Genomic DNA, 25,125 nt, shown 5'->3' on the forward strand with positions numbered 1-25,125 from the left:
CGGTCGCAGGTAAGTGCGCTGACGGTCGCTGTTAAGCGAAAAGTACAAATCGCCCGAACCGCGGGCGACGCTGACACACTGGCTGCATCGACTCGGCATGCGGCCCGTCGCCCCTACGCCACAGGGACTTTTGTCCGGATAATCAACAACCAACATTGGAGAACCCATGGTCGAGTTCGACTACGAAGAGCTCAAGAAGGAAGCCGAGCAGTACATCAAGTTCGAAAAGGACCGCAAGAACCGGATCGCCTACATCACTTTCGACCGTCCCGAGGCCCAGAACGCCGCCAACCTGGGGATGCGACAGAACTACGCCGATTTGATCCATAAATGCAACGTCGACGACGAGGTGAAGGTCGTCGTGATCCGCGGCGAGGGAGACGATTTCGGCAGCGGAGGTGACCTACCCGAGCAGCGGCCGATGCTGGAGAACCCCGGTCTTCCGCTGCACCATGAGTTGGCGATCAACGACGACGACGTGACATATCCGCCCGGCGGGTCATACCGCTACCTGTCCACCGTCACCGATTTCTACGCCAAGGCGAGGGCCGGAAACCGTCCGCTGCAGGAACTTCGCAAAATCAGCATCATCGAGGCGAAGGGCTACTGCTACGGCTGGCATTTCTATCAAGCCGGCGACGCCGACTTGGTGATCTCTTCCGACGACGCGCTGTTCGGCCATCCGGCGTTCCGATACGTCGGCTGGGGACCCCGCCTGTGGTGGTGGGCCGAGACGATGGGTCTGCGCAAGTTCTCCGAAATGTTGTTCACCGGAAGGCCATTCAGCGCCAAAGAGATGTACGACTGCGGGTTTGTCAACAGCGTGGTGCCGCGGGACAAGCTGGCGGCCGAGACCGAAAAGTACGCGCTGGCGTGCTCACGATCGCGCCCGACCGACACGGTCGCGGTGCAGAAGACGTTCCTCGAGCTCTACAAGCAGCACAAGGGCGAGTACTTCGGCAGCCTTCTCACCGGCATGGTCGAGGGCATGCTGCCGTTGATCAAAAACGACGCAGAAGACGTCGACCTCACCGGCGGCACCTTCGAAAAAGGCCTCAACAACGTGGTGAAGGACAACGATCTGAATTTCCCACCCGAGTGGCGCCTGAGCCGCTCGGGGCGCGCAAAGCCTTGATGTAAAGCCAAGACCGACTAACCGGTTGGCCCGGCGGGACGCATGCTGGCCGTATATAGTGAGCGCACCGCTGGGCTCCTCATACGTAATCCCCGGATAACCGACGCGGCACCCCGAGCTTCGCACCACCATCGGAGGAGACGTTGCCGCGAAACCTGGTCACTCGCGTCGCCACCAGATTGATGGAGACGACGGCGTCGACCGTGGCCGAGGTCAACGAGCAGGTTCTCGCCGAGCTTGTCGAGCATCTCGATATCGACTGCGCGTTCTTACGACACAACGACCACAAAATTCGGGTCTCGAAGTTGGTGGCGGTGTGGCCGCCGCCGCGTGACCGATCCGTTCCCGACCCGTCGGCGGTCGCCCATTTCAGCAGCGCCGACCCGGTCCTTGCGCTGTGCGGGCATGGCAAGAAGCTGACGGTCATTCGACCGGAACCGTCCGACGACACCGCGAAGCGCTGGGTGGCCGCCGCGGTTGAACGCTGGGGCACCGACCCCGGCAAGGTCACCTCCCCCTCGGTCGTTGCGGCGCCGCTGATCTCCGGCGGAGTCACGACCGGCCAGTTGACCTGCGTGAAGTACAAGAAAAAGAAGTGGCGTACCGACGAGCTGAACGCGATTCAAACCGTCGCATCGTTGCTGGCGCAGCTTCAGGCGCGCATCGCCGCCGAAGCCAAGCTGCGTAATCTCGCCGAGCACGACGATCTCACCGGCCTGCACAACCGTCGCGCTCTCATGGCGCACCTCTCGGAGCGTCTCGCGACCGGAAAGCCTGGTCCGGTCGCCGTGTTGTACCTCGACCTCGACCGGTTGAAGTCGATCAACGACTACCTGGGCCACACGGCCGGCGACTGGTATCTGCGGACGTTCGCCGAGCAGCTCCGGTTGAAAGCCGGAGTCAAAAGCATGACCGCCCGACTCGGTGGCGACGAGTTCGTTGTCGTGCCCGACAAGCCGATGTCGCTCGATATCGCCGAGGCGACCGGTGACGAACTCTGCGCGGCGCTGCGTGACCGAATGGCCCTGGGCGGCCACATCATCACCCGCACCGTCAGCGTTGGCGTCGCGGTTGGCAGCCCCGGCCGCGACAACACCAGCGACCTCCTTCACCGCGCCGACGAGGCGGTCCTGAGCGCCAAGCGCGCCGGCGGCAACAGCGTGGCGGTCTCCAACGACGACATGGCGCTGCAGCGCCTGTTCCGCAACGACATCGAACTTCATTTGCGCGGCGACATCGACAACGAATCGCTGCTGCTGCACTACCAGCCCGAGGTCGACCTGTGGACGGGAGCAATCGTTGCCGTCGAAGCGCTGGTTCGGTGGCGGCACCCCAGTTGGGGCCTGCTGTTGCCTGAGTCATTCATCGGCGTCGTCGAATCCGCCAATCTGAGTGGCGATCTTGGTCGTTGGGTGATGCGAACCGCGATCTCGGAACTCAGTCGCTGGCGCTCCCGCGGCGTCGGGCAGAACACGACGTTGCGACTCAACGTCTCGCCGGTGCAGCTGGTCAACCGGAATTTCGTCGACAGCGTCGCCGAGGCCATCGATGAATTCGGCATCGACGGCGGCTCGGTGTGCCTGGAGATCACCGAGCGAGCAGTGGTTCGCGACATCGACACCACCCGCAGGACGCTCGAGGCGTTGAAAGAAGTCGGCGTCCAGATCGCGATCGACGATTTCGGCACCGGCTACGCGGTGCTGTCGCACCTGAAGTCACTGCCGGTCGACATCCTGAAGATCGATACCTCTTTCGTTCGCGATCTCGGCAACAGCAGCCGCGACCTAGCTATCGTCCGCGCGATCATCGGCCTCGCTGAGGCCTTTGACCTGCAATTAGTGGCCGAAGGTGTGGAAACTCCCGCTGCTGCGCTCACCCTGATGAGACACGGGTGCCACCGCGCGCAAGGCTATTTGTTGTCGCGGCCGCTCCCCGGGCACGCGATGGAATCGCTACTTTCATCTCGTTACATGCCAATGCCATTCCTGGCAGACAGTCAGGCACTATCATCGAACGCGATCTGAAAAACACGATCTGGTGAGTAGATGACTGAAATCAGCGACAAGCGCTCCGATACGACGCGCGAACAGATTCTGCGAGCCGCGGCGCACCAATTTGCGCAGCGACCGTATTACGCCGTCGGCCTCGACGACATTCTGGCCGAGGCGCAGCTCACCAAGGGCGCGATGTATTTCCATTTCCGGTCCAAGCACGCCCTGGCACTTGCGATCGTGGATGAACAGACCGCGAAGTCCGGCGTTGCCGTCCAAGAATTGCTGACGCGGAAATTGTCCGGGCTGGAAACGCTGATCGATGTCTCGTATCTCTTCGCGATGGCCGACATCACCGACAACGTCACCCGGGCGGCATTCAATCTGTTGGAGTCGGTGGGCCGGACCGAGAAGCTTCAGGAAAGACTGTTGGGCAGCTGGATTGAACTGCTCGGCGAAATCGCCGCACGCGGAATTCGCGAGGGTGACATCGTCGACCGCGGCGATCCCGAGGATATCGGCCGTTTGCTGGTGTCCATCTACATGGGTATGCGCCAGGCCAGCCATCTCGACGACCCGGCGGTCTTGCTGAGTGACTACGAGAAAGCGTTGTCGACGGTGCTGCGCGGGATCGTGCAGCCCGATAAAATCGATTACTTCGCTCAATTTTTGAAGCGGCGGACGGCACTGGCGATCAAGGCGGCTTCCACGATGGATTTATCCGGTCGCTGAAACTGGCTAACGCTCGTCGAGCCAGAGTTGCTCGGTGAGGTCTTGAAAAGTTGCGAGCGCGATATCGTCGTCGGCCCGAATGAGTGCCGACCGGCTCATCAGCGCACGCACGCTCGACCCGTCCTGATGCGCTAATTCGACGACCTCGTTGGCCAGCGATTGCACCACCGATACCGCCGATTCCTCCGTCAGCGGCAGGTGAAATATTTCGTCGAACTTCATTGAGACGACGTCCTCGCGTGGACGGCCGACCATTTCCGAGAACGCGGAGTTGGCGAACACCAGCGCGCCGTCATTGGCGATCGCCAGCACGGGTATCGGAATCCGCTCCAGCACAACCAATGCGGGCAACTGCTTGAGGGTATCCATCGGCGATAGATCCGTCTGGGCCTTACGTCGTCGCTCCACCATCTGATTATGGTTCATCAGAGCAAGGCATAGATGCGCTTATTATCAACATCCCTAAATTGTGAAGTTTTTCTCGACACACGTGGGTTGGTTTCTGGGAAAGCGCGCATTCAACGCAGTGAGCATCCGGCGCGCCTCAGCCAGGCGCCCTCGCACGACGACCAGTCGCTTGGGCGGCTCGACGTAGCCCTCGGTCTCGCACCGCCGCTGCCAGGCAGACTCGGCCTTGCTCACCTTCCGCGTCATCGTGTCGATATCGCGACGCAGAAGCTTCGCGAAGACCTGCGCCTGAAGCCGTTCGGGTCGTCGATGGGTCGGAACGATGCTGGGAGTCACCACCCTGTCCCTTTGGACTTTCCAAGGCAATGACCGCACTCATCCGGAAGGATAGCTTCATGACGAATTCATCGATGCCCTCTGCCGTAGCCACGTTTGTGTGAGACATGGCGATGCGGACGGCGTTCCACGAGCAGCTCGAGACGCTGACTCAGACCCTCAGCGACATGTGCGGTCTGGCCGGCTTGGCGATGGACCGCGCCACCCAGGCGCTGCTCGAGGCGGATCTGTCGATGGCCGAGCAGGTGATCACCGACCACGATCAGATTGCCGAGATGCAGAAGCAGGCAGAGGAGACGGCGTTTGTCCTGCTCGCTCTACAGTCACCCGTCGCCGGGGATCTGCGACTCGTCGTCGGTTCTCTACAGAACGTGGCGGACGCCGAACGCATGGGTGGACTTGCGCTACACGTGGCGAAGATCGCCCGGCGGCGCCATCCCAACCATGTCTTGCCGGACGAGGTCCGCGGCCATTTCGCCGAAATGGGCAGAGTGGCAGTCGAATTGGGCGATAGCGCGAAAGATGTCGTGGTGTCCCGCAACTCGACGCAGGCCGCCGAGATCAGCCGTGAAGACGATGCGATGGACCAACTGCACCAGCAACTGTTCAACGTCTTGATGGACAGCGAGTGGAAGCACGGTGTTGCCGCCGCCGTCGACATCACCCTGCTCGGCCGGTTCTACGAGCGCTTCGCCGACCACGCCGTCGAGATCGGGCGCCGCGTCGTCTTCGAGGCAACCGGGGAAACCGCCGGCCCATGACCCACGGGTCCCGGCGCGAATCGTCGGCGCAGTAACAGTGACACGTAGACCAAAGCGACCAGCACCGGCACCTCGATCAGTGGCCCGACCACACCGGCCAGCGCCTGCCCGGACGAGGCGCCGTAGGTGGCGATCGCGACCGCGATGGCAAGTTCGAAGTTGTTGCCGGCGGCGGTAAATGCCAGCGTCGTCGTGCGTCGATAGCCCAAACCGAGTATCGCGCCCAGCATGTAGCCGCCGCCCCACATGATGGCGAAGTAGGCCAGCAGCGGCAACGCTATCCGCGCGACATCAAACGGACGGCTAATGATCCGATCGCCCTGCAGGGCGAAGAGGACCACGATGGTGAACAGTAGCCCGCAGAGGGCCCACGGGCCGATCTTCGGCAGAAACGTTGTCTCGTACCATATTCGGCCCTTCGCCTGCTCACCGAAACGTCGCGAGAGGTATCCGGCGACCAGCGGGATGCCCAGGAAGATGACGACCGACCTCGCGATCTGCCACGGAGACGTGCTGATGCTGGTCTGCGGCAACCCGAGCCAGCCCGGAAGCACCGAAAGATAGAACCAGCCAAGCGCGGCGAACATGACCACCTGGAAGATCGAATTGAGCGCGACGAGGACCGCGGCCGCTTCGCGGTCACCGCAAGCGAGGTCGTTCCAGATGATCACCATGGCAATGCAGCGGGCCAGGCCGACGATGATCAATCCGGTCCGATACTCGGGCAAATCGGCGAGCAACAGCCAGGCCAGCGCGAACATCAACGCGGGACCGATGACCCAGTTCAGCAGTAGAGAACTCAGCAGGAGTCTGCGGTCACTGGTCACAGAGTCGAGTCGGTCGTAACGGACCTTGGCCAGCACCGGGTACATCATCACGAGCAGGCCTGCAGCAATCGGAAGCGAAACACCAAGTATCACAACCTGATCCAGGATCCGGTTCAGGCCCGGGAACCAGTGGCCCGCCAGCAGTCCGGCGGCCATCGCCGCACCGATCCACACCGGCAGGAAGCGATCCAGCAGCGACAGACGCTGCGCTGTGTGCGTCACGAATCCGCGTCCGGGGTGGCAGCTACTGCGCAGCATCGGTCGTCGGCGTCCGGATTGTCATCACCCCGTCGCTCGGTATCGAACGTCTCGGAGTCGGCGAGCACCGTGTAGACCTCCCACCGTTCGCCGTCGGCGCCGGTCACCCACACCTTGTCCTGGACGGCAAAGCAGCATGTCGTTCCGATCTCCTCTTCGGTGAACATGCCCGCGTCGGACAGCCGGGCGATCTCCTCACGGACGGCGCCGCTGGAGTCGACTTCAATGCCGAGGTGATTGAGAGTTCCTCCCTGGCCGCGGTTTTGGATCAACACCAGCTTCAGCGGCGGATCGGCCACCGCGAAGTTCGCGTAGCCGGGCTTGACCTTGCTGGGCGGCCTCCCGAACAGCGTGGAGTAGAAGGCAATCGCCTCGTCGAGGTCGTCGACATTGAGAGCGAGTTGTGCGCGGGACACTGGGCCTCCCTACCTTTGCGGCATATATCGAACTGTCCGATGGATGCGATCCTGCCACCTCTTCGATATATGTCAAGAAGCTATGGCACTATGTGACTTGTGCCGAAGACGCTACCGAAGGTCGATATCTCAGCCCCGCTGTGTTGCTCACCGGTCGCAGCCGGGCCGCTGGACGACACCGCAGCGCTGGACATCGCCCTGCGCCTCAAGGCCCTCGCCGACCCGGTACGGGTCAAGCTTGTGTCGCTGTTGTTCAGCTCTGAGGCCGGCGAGCTGTGCAGTTGCGATTTGGCCGCAAATGTCGGAGTGGCCGAATCGACCGTGAGTCATCATCTTTCACAACTCCGACGCGCCGGCATCGTCGAATCCGAGCGCCGGGGAATGAACGTCTACCACCGACCCCGCCGCGAATCCCTGACGGCCCTGTGCGCAGTTCTCGATCCGAACTGCTGCAGGTGAGGTAGCTCCGTAAGCTAATATCTGCGTATGAACGCAAGTAATGACGTTCCCGCGTCGATCCCCGACGACGAAGTGAATCTGATCGTCGAAGTCTTTCGGATGCTGGCCGACCCCACCCGCGTCAGAGTCCTGTGGGCGTTGACCGGCGGGGAGCTCTCGGTCACCGAATTGGCCGAGCGGGTCAGTAAACCCGCGCCTTCGGTGTCGCAGCATCTGGCCAAGCTACGGATGGCCCGGTTGGTCCGCACCCGGCGCGACGGAACGACGATCTTCTACAGCCTGGAAAACGAACACGTCAGCCAGTTGGTCGCCGACGCGGTATTCAACGCCGAGCATGCCGGGCCCGGCGTGCCCGCACACCATCGCGGTGACGGCGCCGTGCGGGCCATGTCTCGAGACGGCATCCAGCACAAGGTAACTCGACGATGACGCATACTCATTCGCACGACCACGGCCACTCGCACGGGCTGCGGGAGGCGGTCAAAGAGATCTTCGCGCCGCACTCGCATGATTCCGCGGACAGCGTCGACAGCGCGCTGGAATCCAGCGCCGCGGGCATCCGCGCGGTGAAGATCAGCTTGCTGGTGCTCGCCGCGACGTCCGTCGCGCAGCTCGCCATTGTCGTCGTCTCAGGATCGATCGCGTTGGCCGCGGACACCATTCACAATCTCTCCGACGCACTGACCGCTGTTCCGCTCTGGATCGCGTTCGCGCTCAGCACGAAAGCCGCAACCCGCCGCTATACCTACGGGTTCGGTCGGGTCGAGGACCTAGCGGGCCTGTTTGTGGTCGCGATGATCACGATGTCGGCAATCATCGCCGGTTACGAGGCCGTGCAACGACTCGTCCACCCGCAGCCGATTGCCAACCTGGGCTGGGTAGCTTTGGCCGGGCTGGCCGGTTTCGTCGGCAACGAATGGGTGGCGCTCTATCGCATCAGGATCGGAAGGCGAATCGGCTCAGCAGCTTTGGTCGCCGACGGTCTACATGCCCGCACCGACGGATTCACATCGCTGGCCGTACTCGTCGGCGCTGGAGGTGTCGCACTGGGTTTCCCGCTCGCGGATCCGATTGTCGGACTAGTCATCACCGCGGCCATCCTGGCCGTGTTGCGCACCGCGGTGCGCGATGTGTTCCGTCGCCTCATCGACGGTGTCGATCCGCATCTCGTCGACACCGCCGAAGCCGTCTTGGCCGGCCACCAGGGCGTGCGTTCCGTGCACAGCGTGCGGCTGCGCTGGATCGGGCACCGCCTCCACGCCGACGCCGAACTGGACATCGACCCGGCGCTGAGTTTGGCTGCAGCGCACCGCATTGCGCACGACAGTGAGCACGAGCTGACGCACGTCCTACCGAAGCTCGCGAGTGCGCTGATTCACGCCTATCCCGCGCACGAACCCGGGTAAGGCGCGCCGGCAGCACCGCGGTGACGATGCAGAACGCACAGCGTTCTGAGGAGGAACCGCGCCGGCAGCACCGCGGCTAGATATTCGCCTCGATGTGGCGCAACCGAGCGCCCTGCGGCGCCTGCCGCACATCCTGGTCTGCGGCATACGTCGCGAATGCCGCACATGCGCGGGCGACCAGGTATTGGGTTGGTCGCTCCTCGCGCGCGGCATACGCGACATCCAGCAGCGCAAGCGTCAGGGGCGGATCGAACATCGCGGATATCGGCGGCAGCACCGCCCCCGCCAGCACACTGCTGATGGCCGCATTGAACGCTCGTACCAAGTTTGGATACGGCAACGGCGGATCGTCATATCTCATGGGGCGCTTCTCCCAACTGAAGCTGTCTGCGCGCGGCAGGACGACTACCCGTCTCAGCGCCCTCATTCACCAGACGTGTTACCCACCCTGCCTCAAGACAAACGAGCCGACGACGGCTTCATTCACGCAAAGTCACGTGGGGGCTCTGTCCGTACTGGGCGCGGTAGTACACGGCGAATCGCCCCAGGTGCCCGAAGCCCCATCGGGCCGCGACCTGACCGACGGTGGTGCGGTGCCGATCGGCGGCGACGAGCTCCAGATGCGCATGATGCAGGCGGACGCGACGCAGGTATTCCATCGGCGTGCAGTCGCGATGCCTGCGGAACATGTATTGCAACGCCCTGGGTGTCACGTAGATCGACTCGGCGATGTCGACCACAGAGATGTCGCGGTGAGCGTGGTCATCGATGAACGCGATGGCGCGGCGAAGAAGCGACGGCGTGCCGTCACCGTGATCGTCGAGGCCGCTGTCGTGCAGCGCCGCATCAGGGAAGGCCGCCAGTACTGTTGCTGCCAAGTAATCTTCGACTGCGCTGATGATCAAAGGGTTCTGCGCGGCGAACGGGTCACGCATGACTCCTTTGCGCACGTAGTCGATCGTCTTGACGAGGTGATCGTTGGCCGCGGGCGAAATACTGATCGTGCTCTGCGATTGCTTCGACGTGAGTTCCTCGATCACCGCGGGTACCGCTACCCTCCGCAGGACACTGCGGCTGACGGTGAGTGCGTCATATCGGGCCTTGAAAACTCGTGCACTGGAAGGAAATCCGTTGCGCGCACCGACAGCGGTCACTTCGTCGAGGGCAACCTTTTCACCGAGCCGTTCGGGAAACTGCTGCGCGATGAATCCGGAGTGAACGCGACGCAGCACGATGTCGGCCAGCGGCTCGGGCTCGGTGCTCAAGTCGTAGCTGAACTCGATGTCGTCGACAATCAGGGACCCGATCTGCGAGCGGACCACTCGCGCGCCAGTCAACGCTTCGGCAGGCGCGCTGTGTCGTTGTCTTGCACAGCTGGCACTGAGTATCTGCTCGGCTTCGCCGAGATCAGTGGTATCGAGAAGTACGGTCATGGATTGGCCTTCGCACGGGGGAGCTACTCAAGGCATCCCGGCTGAGCCGCAGGCTGTCCAGTATACGAACAGGCGCTCAGCGTAGCCCATCTTGCATTGATCTCCCACCCCCGTGGGCGGATAGTGCTCGATGCGAAAGCGGATGTCCGGCATGCGAACGGTATCGACAATCCGTCGTTGCTGTTGGCAGGGACGGGTACAGCACGTCATCGTCCATCCCATGGGTCCAGTGGGGTGAGCGGCGGAAGGGAACTCGATGAGCAGCGACAGCCCCGCAAGCCTCGACCTCGAGATGTCTGAATTCGTCTGTCGTCTCTATCAGCAAGAGCGTCTCAGCGCGAAAGATGTGCTGGCTGAATTGACCGCAGGCGTCGTCCGGTTTCTGCCGCCAGCCGAACACGCGAGTGTCACGGTCTCGGCTCGCGGCGAAGTGGCCACCGAATCGGCGACGGGCGCGATTCCCGCGGCGCTCAACGAGATACAAGCTCAGTGTGGCGCCGGGCCCTGCCTGTCGGCGGCGACACACGAGGACGTCGTCCGCATAGACGATGTCGAGCACGATCAGCGCTGGCCCGACTACAGTCGCGCGGTCACCGATCGCACGCCGGTCCGGTCAGTGCTCAGCATCGCGCTGGGCGGCGATTCAAAGCGTAGGTACGCGCTGAATGTCTATGCGGAGAAGCCGAATGCGTTCGATGTCGGGATGACGGAGTCGGCCCTGCGCTACGCGTCTTACGTGTCCATCGCCTGGACGCTTGCGCGGCGCGACGAGCAATTCCACGAAGCCCTGAAGTCGCGGGACATCATCGGCCAAGCCAAGGGAATGATCATGGAGCGATTCGAGGTAGACGCCACGCAAGCGTTCCACCTACTCAAGCGACTGTCGCAGTCGTCGAACACGCCATTGGCGCGCATAGCCGCCGAAGTGGTCGAGGCCGAACGGCGCGAGTCCAGGCCCAAGGCCGACTAGAACGCCCTGCCGAGGAGGACACTCACGAAATGGTGGCCGACGATCCTGGATCACGAGGCGTTGAGGCAGCGCGGCGCGCGGCGCAAATGCGCGTGCAGCACGACGAGGCCGCTACCCAATCCCCGACCGAGCACGATGTCGAACAGACCGATCGCAAGGTGGAAGCCGCCCGGTTGAGCGCCGCGCGGGCGGCGCGCTCGGCGGCGGAGAGTTTCGACCGGTCCGCCTCGATGCACGCCGAACTCGCCGAGGTGGAAGAGGGGACCGTCCAACGCATCGCCGCTGGCACCGAGCGGCAAGAAGAATCTGCCCGGTTTCACCGTCGAGCGGCTGAGGAGGACCGCAGATATGCCGACCAGAAGCGGGAGGAGGCGGCAGCCGACGAGATTACGGACGGGGGGTAACGCCCTCGTTCCCGACTGGGCGACTCACCGCGCTTGCACCGCCATGAGCGCCGCCTCACGCGTTTCTTGAACTGACAAGAAGTCGGTCAGTCCGGCGATCTCGAGTATGCGGCCCACGATTGACGTGGCGGGTACAACCGCGAACGGTGAATCGTCACCCATGGCTTCACGGGCGGCCACCAGGCTGCTGACGCCAGCGCTGCTGAAGAAGCTCACCTCGGTCAGATCGATGACCAGAGCAGCCGGATTGCCGGCGAGGACATCGAAAATGGCTTGTTTGAAGGCGGGGCAGGTCAGCAAGTCGATCTCGCCGGCCGCCGAGAGCACGGTGACGTCGCCAAGCGTCTCGACGTCGGTCTTGATCGAGCCGTCGGCAAGCACGATTGCTCACATGGCCACTTCGACGAGGCGTGCGCGAGCCGTTGGCCGGTGCGCGCCTTGCTGGACCTCGTGGGCTTCAAAAGCGTTGCAGGCGTTGGCGATAGCGGCATCTGTTGGTCGATCGACCCGTACGGCGCGTGCAACGTCCAGCAAGGCGAGCGCTGGCAGCAAATCCTCGTAGGAGGACGACTCGGGTTCTCTCATCGGGCGTTCCTTCACTACGCGAGATCCGCACAGACAGACGGCGGCTCGTCCTCAGCGCCCGTGCCGAAAGTGTAACGGCCTCAGCACTTCTGCGACAAGGGTTACGGGGCTGTTCATGAAACGAAACGGGCGGTCACGGTGTCGCGAGGGGTGGACCGACGGGTTCACCGTTCACGAGCGCGAGCTCGGCGAGCAGATCAGCGGGGCTCTCTCCGGCGCGCAGCCGCGTCAGGTACGCGCTGGGGTTGAATTGCACGCCGATCGGGTTAGCGGCGAACCGATCCGATCGCATGTAGTCGTTGCCTTCCTCGACGGTGGCGAAATTATCGACTTGCAGTTCCACCCAGTTCTCGTCCGGGTCGGCGTAGTAGATCGACGTCGTCGTCCCGTGGTTGACGCACCAGATCGGGTGAATGCCTTCGCCGCTCAGGTCATCGAAGGTCTGGAGGAGATCGGCCAGGTCACCGTGGGTGAATGCCACGTGCTGAAGACCTGTGGAGCCCGGTGGCGGCTTGTGCAGTCCGGGAATCTGTCCAATGGCGATGCGGTGGTGCTCGTCGTCGTAGGCCAAGAAGCACAGCACTTCGTTCTCGAATTGCACCGTCGCACCGAGAACCTTGCAATACCAGTCCCGCATTGCGTCTCGTTGGCTTGATGCCAACACGATGTGGGCCAATTTTTGCGGCGCCGGCATGACTGGCTCCTCGCAGCGAGTGAATGAGCGATGCGGGTCGCATCGGCATAGACCGAGGGTCTCAACATTTTGACTTCAAGTCAAGTACAGGCTACTGCCGAGGCCACGCCATGCGTGCTCCCGAGAGTTGGCATCATGTTTGCTGAGCTTCGCCACGGCGGATTCCCGCGCGGAGTCGAGAGTCAGGTCCGGGACGACCTCACGTGCGTCAACTGGCCGCCGACGGCGGCTCGAGGATCGTCAGGGCCTCGTCATGGCCGACTGCGCTGGCGATCGCGGCGAGCGCGACGTCGTAGAGCATGTCCACGAGAAGAGCCACGTCTGTTTGCGCACCGTGGGTGAGCCAATGCACCGTGATGGCGTCCAGAAATCCCATGCAGCCCCGCAGCGCGGTTTCCAGCGCCGGTGGCGGTTCGGTGGGCAGGTCCAGGAGTTTCAGCAGCGCATTGGCTCCCGACGCCTGGTTGGCGGACAGTATTGCCCGGGTCTGGGCGTCGGTGGGCGCTGAGTTCAGCAGGCCGAGCATCAGGTGCGGGTGCGCGCGGAAGTACTCGAAGTGGCGGCGTGCCATTCCCTTAATTTGGGCCGTCGTGCTGCCATCCGAGCGCAGCGGCGTGGTGAGCACCGCGAGGTCGGCCTGTACGGCCTCCAGCGCGGCTAGGTAGATGCCCCGTTTGCCGCCGAAGTAGTACGACAACAGGCCGTGCGCGACGCCCGCCTCGGCCGCAATGTCGTCGATGAACACCTCGTCGTAGGGGCGGCTGGAGAACAGCCGTAGCGCCGCGTCGGTGAGTTGCTGGCGGCGGTCGACCCTGCCTGTTCTGCTCCGATGGGCCATGTCGGCGGACGGAGATTCCGAAGCCGCGCTCGCCGGGCGCTTCTTCGCCGATGGCTTGCTGTTCACTCGACTACGGTAGCAGTTGAGCAGGCGTTTCATGCGCAGGCCGGTCGGCGACAGCACTTTGACTTAGAGTCAAATTTAAGCTACAACTGGGTCGGTCCACAACGTCGAAACGCGGAGGAGCAAGGCGTGCCTGAATTACCAGGGACCGAACCCACCGCCGCGCAGGTCGGTGCTGAGCTCGCCTGTCAGATGTTGATCCACTCGTTTGCGAAGAACATCGACTCCGGCGTAGCGACCGAGAATGTGGACCTGTTCACCGAGGACGGTGAGATGGGCTCTCCCGAACATTCGATCAAGGGCCGGGAGCAGCTCGAGTTCGTGATGGCCGCACGCCAGGCTGACGTGGAACGCAAGACGCGACACCAGGTCACAAACATCGTGTTTCACCGGACTGGCGCCGACGAAGCTATCGCTCAATCGCTGCTGTGCGTGTTCGTCCTCGGCGGCGCCGATGAACTGACAGCCCGCGCGATCACGGTGCTCGAGGATGAATTCGTGCGTGATTCCGTTGGGAGATGGCGGTTCTCGCGTCGCTTCGCCACCACGCTGGCTGGAGGACGGTGATCATGACACGGCTCTATCAGACGTCCGAGGGGATCGCCCGCGGCGAAGGCGACGGGTTGGTCCTGCTCGATCTGCCCGCCGACCTGACGATCGCGGCACTGCTCGCAGAGCCCGGCGTTGATCCGGCAAGCACGCCAGTCCGGCAGCGACTACCGCTGGCCGACGCGACGCTCGAAGCGCCGGTGTCGCTGCGGTCGACGATCTACCTGCTGGGGCTGAACTATCACAGCCACGTGGCCGAAATCGGCGCCTCGGCGCCGGCTGCCCCGATCGGACTGCCCATCCCCGCCACGGCGATTGCGACGCCGCACCAGCCGATCACGCTGCCCGAGGCGGCGCCCAGCCGCGTCGACTACGAAGGTGAAATCGCCATCGTGGTCGGCGCTTCGTGTCACGCTCTGGCGCCGGGTTACGGATGGGACCATATCGCCGGATTGTGCGTTGCCAACGACGTATCCGCCCGCGACATTCAAGAACGGGGGATGCGCGACGGGCAACTCGTCGACGTCGGCGAGGTGATCCGCGCCAAGTCGTTCCCGACGTTCAAGCCCCTCGGTCCGTGCATCGTGTCCGCCGACGAAGTCCGCGACGGCGCCGAATTGGCGATTACCACTCGCGTCAATGGCGAGCAACGCCAACACAGTTCGACGTCCGACATGATTTTCGACTTTGCCCGGATTGTCGAGGGAATTTCCCATCAGGCCGAATTGGCCTGTGGCGACGTCATTTTGACAGGGACTCCGTCAGGGGTGGGCCTCGCCGAGGGGCGGTTCCTGGTGGCCGGCGATGTGGTCGAAGTGGAAGTCGGCGGTATCGGCGTCATCCGCAACGTGGTTTCCGGCTGAGGAAATCCAGGTGGCCGTGGCGACGTCACCCGAAGGAGATGCCGGAAAGGTTCTCCGACAACGCCCACAAACGCGACGCGCTGTCGGTGTCGCGTAGCGGCCCCCATAATTTCTGCACACCGGGCGGCCCCCCGGCGTTGCCGAGCCATGTGGGCCCGTAGAAACCGCCGTCCTCAGCATCGGGCGAGGTGGCGGCCATCAACGCCGGGAGATTCGCGCTGTCGACAGTCCCCACGATGAGGCCTCGCGCCGAGAGGACCCGAATGACCCGGACGCCCACGGTGTCCCTGGTCCGTCCGACCTCCGGGCGTGCGGCCAAAAGACTCGTCGGCGCGACTCCCGGGTGGGCGATGTTGCTGGTAATACCCCATCCCGCCGCCTTGCTGCGACGACTGAGCTCCAAACCGAACAGGCCGACCGCGATCTTGGACTGTCGATAGGCGCGCATGCCGTCGTAGGTCTCCGCCCACTGAAGGTCGGCCCAATTGATCGCGCCGCTCCGCGCCGCGATGCTGGTTTGCGAGGTCACGCGAGCCCGGCCGGCACTCAACAAGGGCAACAGGTGGGCCGTGAGGGCGAAGTGGCCGAGGTGGTTCGTGCCGAACTGCAACTCGAAGCCGTCCACCGTGCTCTGCCGGTCGGGCGGCGTCATTACCCCTGCGTTGTTGATCAGGATGTGAATGGGGGCGCCCTGGGCGCGCAGCTTGTCACCGAGAGCCCCGATCGACGCCAGCGAGGACAGGTCGAGCGACTCCAGGTAGACCCTCGCCCCGGGATGCTGTTCGCAAATCTGCGCGACGGCCGCCTCGCCCTTGGTCGAATTGCGAACTGGCATGACGACCTCGGCGCCCGCACCGACGAGCCGCGCAGCGATGCGCAGCCCAAGCCCGTCGCTGGCACCCGTGACTAGCGCGCGCTTTCCGGAGAGATCGGCGATTGCGATGTCGTACTGCCTGCGTGGCATCTCTTTCACTCCATTGGTTGACGTCTAGTCGGTATCGCCCAAGGTTTCCCGAAGTTGCTGACGTCATCCACTGACTGACTGTCCGTGGTTGCCACTGGACCATCGGGGCAGGATGCAACACATGATCGACCGACCCGGACTGGCCGAATTCCTGCTCCGCCGTCGTGAGGCATTACAGCCAGAAGACGTCGGACTGCCGCGAGGGCAGCGCAGAAGGACGGTGGGCCTGCGTCGCGAAGAAGTCGCCGCCCTGTGCCACATGTCGACGGATTACTACTCGCGACTCGAGCAGGAGCGCGGCCCGCAGCCGTCGGGTCAGATGATCGCCTCGATCGCGCAAGGGTTGCACCTGTCCCGAGATGAGCGCGATCATCTCTTTCGCCTCGCCGGGCACCAACCGCCGCCTCGCGGGTCCGGCACCGATCACATCAGCCCCGGGATGCTACGGATCTTCGACAGGCTCACCGACACCCCGGCGGAGATCGTCACCGAACTGGGCGAGACACTGCGACAGACTCCGCTCGGCATCGCGCTCGTCGGCGACTCCAGCCGGCACAGCGGCCCGTCGCGGAGCATCGGATATCGATGGTTTACCGATCCGACGGCCCGCTGTCTGTATCCGCCGGAAGATCACGGCTTCTACTCGCGGATGTACGTCGCAGGCCTTCGCGGCGTGCTCGCGTTGCGTGGACCCGAATCCACGGCCGCCCGGCTGGCTGAGCTGCTCGACGCGCAGAGCGAAGAGTTCCGCAGCCTATGGAAGGAACATGAGGTCGGCATCAAACCGCGAGCAGTCAAGCGGTACGACCACCCCGAGGTCGGGCGCCTTGAACTGAACTGCCAGACCCTGTTGGACCCCGACGAGTCGCACGCGCTCTTGGTCTACACGGCGGTGCCGGGTAGCGAAACCCACGAAAAGCTTCGACTGCTGTCGGTGATCAGTACGCCGTCGTCGGCGTGACGCGGTGACACGTGCCGACGTCCCGACCCCCAAGAGGAGAGGCGCTGGCCCGTACTGGGCAGACGCCGCCCACCGAACCGGTTCCCCCATCCCATCACGGGCCCTGGTAACCGCGACTCGGTAAGTCTAGACTTACCGAGTGTGGTGAGTTGTCTAGTCATGGATCCATGGTCGGCGCTTGCCGACGGCACTCGCCGCACGATCTTTAAGCGGCTTGCCGCTGGTCCGAAGGCAGTTGGCGAGCTTGCCAACGAACTGCCGGTGAGTCGGCCTGCGGTGTCGCAGCACCTCAAGGTGCTCAAGTGCGCAGGACTAGTGAATGACCGCGCAGTCGGTACGCGGCGGCTGTATCACGTCAACCCCGATGGAGTAGCTGCCTTGAGGTCCGAGCTAGATGTGTTCTGGGACAAGGCTTTGGATGCCTACAAGATGTTGGCCGACGGATAAAGCGAGGGCAAATGAGTCGATCAGGCGTCGAACCGATCCGAAAGAGCATTACCGTCAACACAGACATCGAACGAGCGTTCGCGCTGTTCGTCTCGCAGTTCGATGCCATTAAGCCACGCGAACACAACCTGCTTTCGGTGCCGATTGCCAAGACGATATTCGAGGCGAGAGTGGGCGGAAACATCTACGACGTGGGAATCGACGGAAGCGAGTGCCGTTGGGCGCGTGTGCTTGCCTATGAGCCGCCTTCTCGCGTGGTGTTTTCCTGGGACATCGGACCGACGTGGCAGCTGGAAGCCGACCCAGCCAAGACCAGCGAAGTCGAGGTGCGCTTCATCGCTGAATCCGACACTCGCACTCGGGTCGATTTGGAACATCGACACCTAGACCGGCATGGTTCTGGCTGGCCGGCAGTGGCCGACGGGATAGGCGGCGACGCCGGCTGGCCGCTGTATCTACGCCGCTTCGGCGAACTGGCGACGAAGAGAGCACCGCGGTGAGCGCCCAAAGCAAGCCGCTAATGAATATGGCCTACGACGAGCGGGTTGAAATTGCGGCATTCCTGGAAACCCTCACGCCGCAGGAGTGGCAAGCACCGAGTCTGTGTCACAAATGGACTGTCAAAGACGTTGTCGCCCATATCGTCAGCTACGAGGAGTTGACCCCTCTTGGACTCGTGATGCGTTTCGCGAAGGGTCGCGTCGTCAACGCGAATCAGGTTGGCGTGCAGGAGTACTCGCATATGTCGCCGCACGAGTTGGTGGAGTTCCTCCATCGCCATCTACGTCCACACGGTCTGACCGCCGCGTTTGGCGGCATGATCGGACTGGTGGACGGCACCGTGCATCATCAAGACATCCGGCGAGCACTCGGGCACCCGCGGAAAGTGCCAGCAGATCGACTTGAACGGATACTGCCACTGGTACCCAGCAATCCGCGTCTAGGTGCGGGGCGGCGGATTCGGGGCCTCAGACTCGTAGCAACCGACGTGGCATGGCAGCACGGCGATGGACCTGAAGTTCGGGGAACCGGCGAGGCACTCCTGATGGCCATGACAGGCCGCAAGCAGGTGACGATGGAATTGACCGGGCCGGGACAGCCGACACTGGCAAATCGCATCAATGCCTCATCGGATCGGTAGCGATCAGTCGCGGTAATCCTCTGCCACGAGCAGATAGGCGGTAACACGCGAAACGCCAACGGCTGAACTGCTCAAACTCTGTGGAGCTAAGGGGAATCGAACCCCTGACCTACTCGATGCGAACGAGTCGCGCTACCAACTGCGCCATAGCCCCTGACCGCTAGCAGGCTACCAGCCCTAGGCGAGACCGCCGAAACGCTACTGCCCGACCGCCCGCGGCAAGTCCCAGCTGTATTCGCGCGCGTACGGGGCGTAGTCGAGGTGCTCGAACATCGGGTCTTCGTCATCGATCTCCAAAACCACCGCGCCGGGGCGCCGCAACCGCGACGGCACCACGTCGTATTCACGGTCGTGGGTGCTCTCGACGCCAAGCTGTGAGCGCGCCATCCGCTGCATCCGACGCCGGCGCACCCGCTCCTCGATCCGCGTCTGCTTGCGCAGGTAGCCCAGGTAGAGCACGGTCACCGCGGACGTCATGCCGAAGAACCACCAGGCGGTCGAGGTCAGCAGGAACGCGGCCGTCGCCGAGAGGACCAGCGCCATGGCCATCACCAACAGCACCCGCTTGCGGGCCGCGTATTTACGAGTGGCTTGGGCGGCCGCCTTGTCCGGGTCGAAGCGATGCCGCCGGTCGTGGGCGGGCGCGGTGCGCTGCGGGTGTTCCTCGGCGACCGGAATCCCTGAGGTGTCGTCGATGTACTCGTACTGCTCGCTGTCGTCGCCGAACGCTTCGCCCCGGTCGTCGTATTCCACGGCCAGGTCGACCTCGGTATCCGTGTCGTCACCCTGGTGGGCGTCGTCGTCGCTGTCCGCGGCGGCCGCCGGCAAAGCGGCCGCATCCGGGTCCACCACGTCGACGTCGAGATAGTCCGGACCGGCCTCCTCGGCCGACAGCGGCGCGGCAACCGTGGCAAGGACGCGCGAAGGCGGGGCGTCGTCGGCCTCGTCCGCGTCGTGGTCGTCGAGATCGTCGTCGTACTCGTCTTCGTCGGGCTTCCAGTCGGGGTTACTGCGATGCCCCGCCGCAGGCTTGCCGCGCTTGATCAGCCGGGCCGCCGTGCTGTTGTTGAGCACCCGGGTGGCCAAGGCGACGTCGCTGGTGCGCCGCACCGCGTCGCGCTTACTGACCAGCATGGGGACCAGCACGAACAGCCAGAGCACCACGAGTGAGATCCAAAGCAATGACTGCGGGATGCTTGGCATGGCGACCCGCTCCTTTCCCGCCGGACGTGACTGGGTGACGACGCCCTCTGGCAAGCATCATTAGTCACAAAAGTCACGTTTGTACCACGACACGCCGCGAGTTATTGACGGGTTGAAAACGCGTTACGCCCAGCGCGCACGGCCCTGGCGCACCAGCGCCGACACCACCGACCCGTATACCTCTTCAATCGTGAGCCCGACCAGCAGGTGGTCGCGCCAGGCGCCGTCCACCTGGAGGTAGCGCTTGAGCAGTCCCTCCTCACGGAAACCGACCTTCGCCAGCACCGCCCGACTCGCAGCGTTCTCCGGCCGCACGGTCGCCTCAACCCGGTGCAATCGCACCGGCCCGAAGCAGTGGTCCAGCCCGAGCGCCAATGCGCCGGTGGCCACGCCGCGACCGGTCACCGCATTGCACACCCAGTAGCCGATCCAGGCCGACCGGAGCGCCCCGTGCGTGACGTTGCCGATCGTCAACTGCCCGCAGAAGTCACCGTTCAACTCGATGACGTAGGGCAGCATGCGACCCTTGCGGGCTTCCGAGCGCAGACTCGAGCACACCGCCGGCCACGCCGAAATCGAGTGTCGCGCAATCCAATCGGCGTCCGTGCTGGGTTCGTAGGGCTCGAGATGGGGCCGGTCGGCCAGCCGGGCCCGGCTCCATTGCGCGGCGTCGCGCAGTCGCACCGGCCGGAGCCGGATCGCGCCGGCTTCCACCCGCAACGGGCCGACAGCTCCGGGCCAGCCAGGATGCTGAGCGTCGTTGCGCCACAGGCTCACAAGCCGAAACCGCCGCGTCCCTCAGCCGCGCTGAGCCAAGAACGCGACGTCGACGATTTCGCCGGTGCGGATTTGCTCGGCCTCACGGGGGATCACGACCAGACAGTTTGCCTCAGCCAGCGTCGCCAGCAAATGCGAGGAGGCTCCCGGTGCTCCGCCCAACGCCTGAACCAGGTATTCACCGGTGTCCTGATCGCGCATCAACTGGCCGCGCAAAAAGCCTTTACGTCCGGCGACGGAGGTGATCGGCGACAGCGTGCGGGCCTGCACGATCCGGCGCATCGGCTGCCGCTTGCCCAGTGACAATCGAATCAGCGGCCGGACCATCACCTCGAACACCACCAAGGCGCTGACCGGGTTGGCCGGCAACAGAAACGTCGGCACCCCGTCGCGGCCCAGCTGGCCGAAGCCCTGCACCGAGCCGGGATGCATGGCGACCCGGGTTACCTCCATCTCCCCCAGCTTGGACAGCACCGACCGCACCGCCTCGGCCGCCGCGCCGCCCACCGCACCGGCGATCACAACGATCTCGGCGCGGTTGACCTGACCCTCGACCACCTCGCCGAGCTCACGGGCGTCGTTGCCGACGATGCCGACACGGTTCACCTCGGCGCCTGCATCGCGGGCGGCCGCCGCCAAGGCGTAGGAGTTGACGTCGTAGACCTGCCCGTTACCCGGTGTGCGGGAGATGTCGACCAGCTCGCCGCCGACCGCCAGCACCGACACGCGCGGGCGAGGATGCACCAGCACGCGGTCACGCCCGACCGCCGCGAGCAGACCGACCTGGGCCGCGCCGATGATCGTCCCGGCCCGCACGGCGACATCGCCGGGTTGCACGTCATCACCGGTACGGCGCACATAAGCGCCCGACCGCACACCGCGCAACACCCGCACCCTCGACTGGCCGCCATCGGTCCAGCGCAGCGGCAACACCGCATCGGCCAGCGTCGGCAGCGGCGCTCCGGTCTGCACGCGCGCGGCTTGCCCGGGCTGCAGCCTGCTGGGCGTGCGCGCGCCCGCCTCGACGGTGCCCATCACCGGCAGCGTCACGCCGCCGCGACCCGACGACGACTCCGTCGCGTCATCGTCGTCGGCGATCTGGTCGTCAGCGTGGTTGGCCTCCCCTACCCCGAGCACGTCGACGCTGCGGACCGCATATCCGTCGATGGCGGCCTGGTCGAATCCTGGCAGCGGGCGTTCGGTCACCACTTCTTCGGCGCACAGCAGCCCTTGCGCCTCGGCGATGGCGACCCGCACCGGTCTCGGCGCCACCGCGGCGGCCGTCACCCGGGCCTGTTGCTCTTCCACCGAACGCACAGCGCGCCTTTCTCTATCGACCGGGCGCGGAATCTGGCTTGTTAGTCTTCGGCCAGACCCAATCGGGTCACCAGCCAGCGCCGTAGATCTGGCCCGTAATCGGGACGGTCCAAGGCAAAGTCAACCGCAGCCTTGAGGTAGCCGCCGGGATTTCCCAAGTCGTGTCGGGAGCCGCGGTGGACGACGACATGGACCGGGTGTCCCTCGTCGATCAGTAGCGCGATGGCATCGGTCAGCTGCATCTCGCCGCCGGCGCCACGCTGAATGCGTTGCAGCGCTTTGAAGACGGCGCGGTCGAGGACGTAGCGGCCGGCGGCGGCATACAGCGACGGCGCCTCCTCGGCCGTCGGCTTTTCCACCATGCCCTTGACCCTCAGCACGTCGCTGCCGGCCCCGGGCACCGGCTCGACGTCGAAAACGCCGTATGCGCTTACCTCTTCGCGCGCCACCTCGATGGCGCACAGCACCGAGCCGCCGTGCTCGGCGCGCACCTTCGACATCGTCTCGAGCACACCGGTCGGCAGCACCAGGTCGTCAGGAAGGAGGATCGCCACCGCGTCCTCGTCTTCCCACAACACCGGCTCGACGCAACTGATGGCATGTCCCAGCCCCAGCGGCTCGCTCTGCACGACGGACTCGACCTTGATCAGCTGCGGCGCCCGGCGGACCTTAGCCAGCATTGCCTTCTTGCCGCGGGCCTCCAGCGTGCCTTCCAGCACCAGGTCTTGCACAAAGTGCGCGACGACGCCGTCCTTGCCCTCGGAGGTGATGATCACCAAGCGCTCAGCGCCGGCCTCGGCCGCCTCGGCGGCCACCAGCTCGATACCCGGGGTGTCGACGACCGGCAACAGCTCCTTGGGCACGGTTTTGGTCGCGGGCAGAAAACGCGTGCCCAATCCGGCCGCGGGCACAATCGCCGTCCGCGGGATTGATACGTGTGGGGTCGCCATCGTTGAAACCATATCGTTGACGCGGTGGAGAGCGCGGGCAAGTCCGCAATGCGAAAGCGGCTTCTGGCAGCACGTCGTTCGGTACCCGACGACGTGCGGGCGCAGCATGCCGCGGCGTTGGCTGATCATATCGACGCGCTGGCGGTTGTTGGTGGCACCGTCTGCGCCTACGTGCCGGTCGGAGCCGAGCCGGGATCTCTTCAGATGCTGAATGTGTTGGCGCGCCGCGGGGCCCGGGTGCTGCTGCCGGTCGCGCGCACCACAGCTGACGACGATGCCGTCGCCCTGCAGTGGGGGGAATACCGGCCGGGTCAATTGGTGGAGGCCCGCTTCGGTCTGCTCGAGCCGCCGGCGCCGTGGCTGCCGTCGAAGACGGTCGCCGAGGCGAGCATCGTCCTGGTTCCGGCGCTGGCCGTCGATTGGGCCGGTGCGCGGCTGGGACGGGGCCGCGGCTTCTATGACCGGACGCTGGTGCTGGGCGATCCGGATGCGCGGTTGGTCGCCGTCATCCGCGACGAGGAGTTGCTCGACGAGGTGCCGCACGAGCCTCACGATGTGCCGGTAACCCACGCGCTGACGCCGGGCCGGGGCCTCGTCGAGTTGCTCGGGACGCCACGCGAAGGTAATTGACATAAGTTGATGTTGCTTACCGGTATGGAGTCGACATGGTCCTGAAACGTCTTGTCGTGTGCGCGTGGGTCCTCGGCGCGGGTGCCACGATTCTGCCGGGTGCGGGCGTTGCCGCGGCCGATCCCCAGGACCCGCACAAGCCGGACATCACGCACGACTATTGCCCGGGCGGCCAGTGGGGCTACGGAAGTTTGGGCGTCTGCGACGGCGACAAATACCCCGACGGGTCCTACTGGCACCAGTGGATGAAGACATACTGGGGCGGCCCGAAATTTCACTACGACTGCGTCGGCGGCGACGAACCTCTCCCGGCGCCGCCTCCACCGGGCGGCTGCGAGGGGGCGATCCCAACCGCTCCGCCCGACGCGCCTCCGGGCTGAGGCCTCGTCAATCTGCGTTACCGCGTTTGGCTCACACTCGCAACACGGTGTTGCCGCAAATTTGGGCCGCGAGACGGTAGCCGAGACCGGTCAGATGCGAGGTTACGAATGCTTCAGGCAGCGTTTCCAAGATGAGGATCGGTCGGCAACGTTGGATCGTCGACAGTGCTCCGGCGAGCGCGGCCTGTTCGAATCCCTCGACGTCGAGTTGCAGCACGCCGATGTCGGAGTCCGGTGGCAAAACATCGTCGAGACGCATCAGCGGGACATCTTCGTAGACGGCGTCGGTGGCCGCGGTGATGTGCGACATTCCGCCCAGCACGTACCCGTCCCGTGCGATCTCCAGGTGCCCCGTGCCGTCGACGTCACCCAGCGCACCGTGATGCAACTGCACGTTGGTGAGGCCGTTGAGGCGAAGAGTCCACTGCGCGCAGCGGAAGTTCTCGGTGTTGGGTTCAAAGGCGTAGACGGTCGTGGCGACTGCGGCCAGAGCTGGCAGGAAATCTCCGAAATATGTTCCCGCATGTGCGATGTCACGTCCCGCTGCGTGATCCCGCATAAAGCGGATGGTTTCGAGCTCCCAGACTCCCCCACCAAGGACTACCTGAGCGGCTGGGCGATGTGCACTCGAACGTGGCACGGCGTAGGAGCCGAAAGAGTTCTCACACAGGATGCACTCGACGGAGTCCATGGGATAAGCGTAGGCGGGAAGCGGTCGCGGGCCGGTCGATGTTCGAACCGGCGGGAATGACCAGTGCCACATAGCGGTTTTAGCACTTAAGACTGTAGAGTGCTAAGCGTCTAGACCATCACGGAGGTATGTGTGCCGACTTACAGCTACGCGTGTACCGAGTGCGGTAATCGCTTCGATGTAGTCCAGGCCTTCAGCGACGACGCCCTCACCACCTGCGAGAAATGCTCGGGACGACTGCGCAAACTGTTCGGCAACGTCGGCGTGGTGTTCAAGGGCAGCGGCTTCTACCGCAACGACAGTCGCGAAGCGTCCAAGAGCTCGAACGGCAAGAGTTCCAGTTCGTCGTCGGCGTCTGACGGCTCCAGCTCGAGCGAGACGTCCAGCACGTCAAACACCGAGAAGTCGAGCTCCTCGAGCGACTCGTCGAAAACCGACTCGTCGTCATCGTCGACCTCGAAAGCGCCCGCCACCACGTCGAGCTAGCGGGTTATCCACAGGCGGCCACGCCGCCGACCGCACACATCCCGGACCGT

Annotated in this window: 32 protein-coding genes, 1 tRNA gene and 1 pseudogene; 18 read left to right on the forward strand and 16 right to left on the reverse strand. The window is 64.3% G+C overall.

Annotation, left to right across the window (positions count from 1 at the left end):
- Positions 1-166 precede the first annotated feature (166 nt).
- The 3 genes from MKK62_RS03330 (at position 167) to MKK62_RS03340 (ending at position 3,858) form a co-directional block, all read left to right on the forward strand.
- Positions 167-1,135 carry an enoyl-CoA hydratase/isomerase family protein gene (locus tag MKK62_RS03330; RefSeq protein WP_240262419.1) on the forward strand — a complete coding sequence of 323 codons (969 nt, stop codon included), beginning with the start codon at positions 167-169 and terminating at the stop codon, positions 1,133-1,135.
- A 143-nt stretch (positions 1,136-1,278) separates the two neighbouring features.
- Positions 1,279-3,159, forward strand: coding sequence for a bifunctional diguanylate cyclase/phosphodiesterase (locus MKK62_RS03335; RefSeq protein WP_286670887.1), 1,881 nt, complete (start codon positions 1,279-1,281; stop codon positions 3,157-3,159).
- A 21-nt stretch (positions 3,160-3,180) separates the two neighbouring features.
- On the forward strand, positions 3,181-3,858 hold the full coding sequence (locus MKK62_RS03340) for a TetR/AcrR family transcriptional regulator (protein WP_240262418.1): 678 nt from the start codon (positions 3,181-3,183) through the stop codon (positions 3,856-3,858).
- Positions 3,859-3,864: 6 nt separating this feature from the next.
- Here the strand turns inward: MKK62_RS03340 and MKK62_RS03345 are convergent, their stop codons facing one another.
- The gene (locus MKK62_RS03345) at positions 3,865-4,227 is read right to left on the reverse strand and encodes a PAS domain-containing protein (protein WP_240263844.1); all 363 of its coding nucleotides are present in this window, start codon (positions 4,225-4,227) and stop codon (positions 3,865-3,867) included.
- 488 nt (positions 4,228-4,715) lie between these two features.
- On the opposite strand from MKK62_RS03345, the gene phoU reads away from it, so the two are divergent.
- Positions 4,716-5,363 (forward strand): phosphate signaling complex protein PhoU, encoded by a 648-nt coding sequence (phoU, locus tag MKK62_RS03350; protein WP_240263843.1) that lies wholly within the window; start codon positions 4,716-4,718, stop codon positions 5,361-5,363.
- Between the two features lie 5 nt (positions 5,364-5,368).
- On the opposite strand, the pseudogene arsB reads toward phoU, so the two are convergent.
- Both arsB and MKK62_RS03360 read right to left on the reverse strand, forming a co-directional pair.
- Positions 5,369-6,448 (reverse strand): annotated as a pseudogene (gene arsB, locus MKK62_RS03355) (ACR3 family arsenite efflux transporter); the annotation flags it as partial.
- The gene (locus MKK62_RS03360; RefSeq protein WP_240262417.1) at positions 6,409-6,864 is read right to left on the reverse strand and encodes an ArsI/CadI family heavy metal resistance metalloenzyme; all 456 of its coding nucleotides are present in this window, start codon (positions 6,862-6,864) and stop codon (positions 6,409-6,411) included. The gene MKK62_RS03360 and the pseudogene arsB, both read right to left, overlap by 40 nt.
- 99 nt (positions 6,865-6,963) lie before the next feature.
- On the opposite strand from MKK62_RS03360, the gene MKK62_RS03365 reads away from it, so the two are divergent.
- From MKK62_RS03365 to MKK62_RS03375, 3 genes are read left to right on the forward strand one after another with little or no spacing between them, the layout of a single operon-like run.
- Entirely contained in the window at positions 6,964-7,323 is a 360-nt protein-coding gene (locus tag MKK62_RS03365; protein ID WP_240262416.1) for an Rv2640c family ArsR-like transcriptional regulator, read from the forward strand.
- A gap of 27 nt (positions 7,324-7,350) precedes the next feature.
- The gene (locus tag MKK62_RS03370) at positions 7,351-7,752 is read left to right on the forward strand and encodes an ArsR/SmtB family transcription factor (RefSeq protein WP_240262415.1); all 402 of its coding nucleotides are present in this window, start codon (positions 7,351-7,353) and stop codon (positions 7,750-7,752) included.
- On the forward strand, positions 7,749-8,729 hold the full coding sequence (locus MKK62_RS03375) for a cation diffusion facilitator family transporter (RefSeq protein WP_240262414.1): 981 nt from the start codon (positions 7,749-7,751) through the stop codon (positions 8,727-8,729). Before MKK62_RS03370 ends, MKK62_RS03375 begins: the two co-directional genes overlap by 4 nt.
- A 76-nt stretch (positions 8,730-8,805) precedes the next feature.
- Here the strand turns inward: MKK62_RS03375 and MKK62_RS03380 are convergent, their stop codons facing one another.
- Together MKK62_RS03380 and MKK62_RS03385 are read right to left on the reverse strand one after the other, a co-directional pair.
- Positions 8,806-9,090, reverse strand: coding sequence for a hypothetical protein (locus tag MKK62_RS03380; protein WP_240262413.1), 285 nt, complete (start codon positions 9,088-9,090; stop codon positions 8,806-8,808).
- A 118-nt stretch (positions 9,091-9,208) separates the two neighbouring features.
- Positions 9,209-10,162, reverse strand: a complete 954-nt coding sequence (locus MKK62_RS03385) for a helix-turn-helix transcriptional regulator (RefSeq protein ID WP_240262412.1) — start codon at positions 10,160-10,162, stop codon at positions 9,209-9,211.
- A gap of 256 nt (positions 10,163-10,418) precedes the next feature.
- Here MKK62_RS03385 and MKK62_RS03390 point away from each other — a divergent pair, with 256 nt between their 5' ends.
- Together MKK62_RS03390 and MKK62_RS03395 are read left to right on the forward strand one after the other, a co-directional pair.
- Positions 10,419-11,132, forward strand: a complete 714-nt coding sequence (locus MKK62_RS03390; protein ID WP_240262411.1) for a GAF and ANTAR domain-containing protein — start codon at positions 10,419-10,421, stop codon at positions 11,130-11,132.
- Between the two features lie 29 nt (positions 11,133-11,161).
- Complete coding sequence (locus MKK62_RS03395) at positions 11,162-11,536, forward strand: hypothetical protein (protein WP_240262410.1); 375 nt, start codon at positions 11,162-11,164, stop codon at positions 11,534-11,536.
- Between the two features lie 24 nt (positions 11,537-11,560).
- Here the strand turns inward: MKK62_RS03395 and MKK62_RS03400 are convergent, their stop codons facing one another.
- The 4 genes from MKK62_RS03400 to MKK62_RS03415 all read right to left on the reverse strand — a co-directional run bounded on the left by MKK62_RS03400 (position 11,561) and on the right by MKK62_RS03415 (position 13,719).
- Entirely contained in the window at positions 11,561-11,917 is a 357-nt protein-coding gene (locus MKK62_RS03400; RefSeq protein WP_240262409.1) for an STAS domain-containing protein, read from the reverse strand.
- A 6-nt stretch (positions 11,918-11,923) separates the two neighbouring features.
- A complete protein-coding gene (locus MKK62_RS03405) occupies positions 11,924-12,121 on the reverse strand; it encodes a hypothetical protein (RefSeq protein WP_240262408.1) in 198 nt (65 codons plus the stop codon).
- Positions 12,122-12,254: 133 nt separating this feature from the next.
- Positions 12,255-12,815, reverse strand: coding sequence for a VOC family protein (locus tag MKK62_RS03410; RefSeq protein ID WP_240262407.1), 561 nt, complete (start codon positions 12,813-12,815; stop codon positions 12,255-12,257).
- A gap of 208 nt (positions 12,816-13,023) precedes the next feature.
- Positions 13,024-13,719, reverse strand: a complete 696-nt coding sequence (locus tag MKK62_RS03415; protein ID WP_240262406.1) for a TetR/AcrR family transcriptional regulator — start codon at positions 13,717-13,719, stop codon at positions 13,024-13,026.
- A gap of 126 nt (positions 13,720-13,845) precedes the next feature.
- Here MKK62_RS03415 and MKK62_RS03420 point away from each other — a divergent pair, with 126 nt between their 5' ends.
- Together MKK62_RS03420 and MKK62_RS03425 are read left to right on the forward strand one after the other, a co-directional pair.
- Positions 13,846-14,283 carry a nuclear transport factor 2 family protein gene (locus MKK62_RS03420; RefSeq protein ID WP_240262405.1) on the forward strand — a complete coding sequence of 146 codons (438 nt, stop codon included), beginning with the start codon at positions 13,846-13,848 and terminating at the stop codon, positions 14,281-14,283.
- Between the two features lie 2 nt (positions 14,284-14,285).
- Positions 14,286-15,128: a fumarylacetoacetate hydrolase family protein gene (locus tag MKK62_RS03425; protein WP_240262404.1), complete on the forward strand. Its 843-nt coding sequence runs from the start codon at positions 14,286-14,288 to the stop codon at positions 15,126-15,128.
- 25 nt (positions 15,129-15,153) lie between these two features.
- On the opposite strand, the gene MKK62_RS03430 is transcribed toward MKK62_RS03425, so the two are convergent.
- The gene (locus tag MKK62_RS03430; RefSeq protein WP_240262403.1) at positions 15,154-16,092 is read right to left on the reverse strand and encodes an SDR family oxidoreductase; all 939 of its coding nucleotides are present in this window, start codon (positions 16,090-16,092) and stop codon (positions 15,154-15,156) included.
- A 121-nt stretch (positions 16,093-16,213) separates the two neighbouring features.
- Here MKK62_RS03430 and MKK62_RS03435 point away from each other — a divergent pair, with 121 nt between their 5' ends.
- The 4 genes from MKK62_RS03435 (at position 16,214) to MKK62_RS03450 (ending at position 18,641) form a co-directional block, all read left to right on the forward strand.
- Positions 16,214-17,053 (forward strand): helix-turn-helix transcriptional regulator, encoded by an 840-nt coding sequence (locus MKK62_RS03435; RefSeq protein WP_240262402.1) that lies wholly within the window; start codon positions 16,214-16,216, stop codon positions 17,051-17,053.
- Between the two features lie 159 nt (positions 17,054-17,212).
- Entirely contained in the window at positions 17,213-17,500 is a 288-nt protein-coding gene (locus MKK62_RS03440) for an ArsR/SmtB family transcription factor (RefSeq protein WP_240262401.1), read from the forward strand.
- A gap of 11 nt (positions 17,501-17,511) precedes the next feature.
- Positions 17,512-18,000, forward strand: a complete 489-nt coding sequence (locus tag MKK62_RS03445) for an SRPBCC family protein (protein ID WP_240262400.1) — start codon at positions 17,512-17,514, stop codon at positions 17,998-18,000.
- A 20-nt stretch (positions 18,001-18,020) separates the two neighbouring features.
- Positions 18,021-18,641 (forward strand): maleylpyruvate isomerase family mycothiol-dependent enzyme, encoded by a 621-nt coding sequence (locus MKK62_RS03450; RefSeq protein ID WP_240263842.1) that lies wholly within the window; start codon positions 18,021-18,023, stop codon positions 18,639-18,641.
- An 81-nt stretch (positions 18,642-18,722) separates the two neighbouring features.
- Here the strand turns inward: MKK62_RS03450 and MKK62_RS03455 are convergent.
- From MKK62_RS03455 to MKK62_RS03475, 5 genes are all read right to left on the reverse strand, one after another.
- Positions 18,723-18,795, reverse strand: a tRNA-Ala gene (locus tag MKK62_RS03455).
- 44 nt (positions 18,796-18,839) lie between these two features.
- Positions 18,840-19,844: a divisome protein SepX/GlpR gene (gene sepX, locus MKK62_RS03460; protein ID WP_240262399.1), complete on the reverse strand. Its 1,005-nt coding sequence runs from the start codon at positions 19,842-19,844 to the stop codon at positions 18,840-18,842.
- 123 nt (positions 19,845-19,967) lie between these two features.
- On the reverse strand, positions 19,968-20,621 hold the full coding sequence (locus tag MKK62_RS03465; RefSeq protein WP_240262398.1) for a GNAT family N-acetyltransferase: 654 nt from the start codon (positions 20,619-20,621) through the stop codon (positions 19,968-19,970).
- A 21-nt stretch (positions 20,622-20,642) separates the two neighbouring features.
- Entirely contained in the window at positions 20,643-21,938 is a 1,296-nt protein-coding gene (gene glp, locus MKK62_RS03470; RefSeq protein ID WP_240262397.1) for a molybdotransferase-like divisome protein Glp, read from the reverse strand.
- A 41-nt stretch (positions 21,939-21,979) separates the two neighbouring features.
- Entirely contained in the window at positions 21,980-22,888 is a 909-nt protein-coding gene (locus tag MKK62_RS03475; protein WP_240262396.1) for a UTP--glucose-1-phosphate uridylyltransferase, read from the reverse strand.
- 24 nt (positions 22,889-22,912) lie between these two features.
- On the opposite strand from MKK62_RS03475, the gene MKK62_RS03480 reads away from it, so the two are divergent.
- A complete protein-coding gene (locus MKK62_RS03480; RefSeq protein WP_240262395.1) occupies positions 22,913-23,518 on the forward strand; it encodes a 5-formyltetrahydrofolate cyclo-ligase in 606 nt (201 codons plus the stop codon).
- A 35-nt stretch (positions 23,519-23,553) separates the two neighbouring features.
- Positions 23,554-23,898, forward strand: coding sequence for a hypothetical protein (locus MKK62_RS03485; RefSeq protein ID WP_240262394.1), 345 nt, complete (start codon positions 23,554-23,556; stop codon positions 23,896-23,898).
- A 31-nt stretch (positions 23,899-23,929) separates the two neighbouring features.
- On the opposite strand, the gene MKK62_RS03490 is transcribed toward MKK62_RS03485, so the two are convergent.
- Positions 23,930-24,589, reverse strand: a complete 660-nt coding sequence (locus MKK62_RS03490) for an FkbM family methyltransferase (RefSeq protein WP_240262393.1) — start codon at positions 24,587-24,589, stop codon at positions 23,930-23,932.
- A gap of 132 nt (positions 24,590-24,721) precedes the next feature.
- On the opposite strand from MKK62_RS03490, the gene MKK62_RS03495 reads away from it, so the two are divergent.
- Positions 24,722-25,075: an FmdB family zinc ribbon protein gene (locus tag MKK62_RS03495; RefSeq protein WP_240262392.1), complete on the forward strand. Its 354-nt coding sequence runs from the start codon at positions 24,722-24,724 to the stop codon at positions 25,073-25,075.
- Positions 25,076-25,125: the final 50 nt, after the last annotated feature.

Origin of the sequence: Mycobacterium paraterrae, assembly GCF_022430545.2 — a bacterium.
Classification (GTDB): domain Bacteria; phylum Actinomycetota; class Actinomycetes; order Mycobacteriales; family Mycobacteriaceae; genus Mycobacterium; species Mycobacterium paraterrae.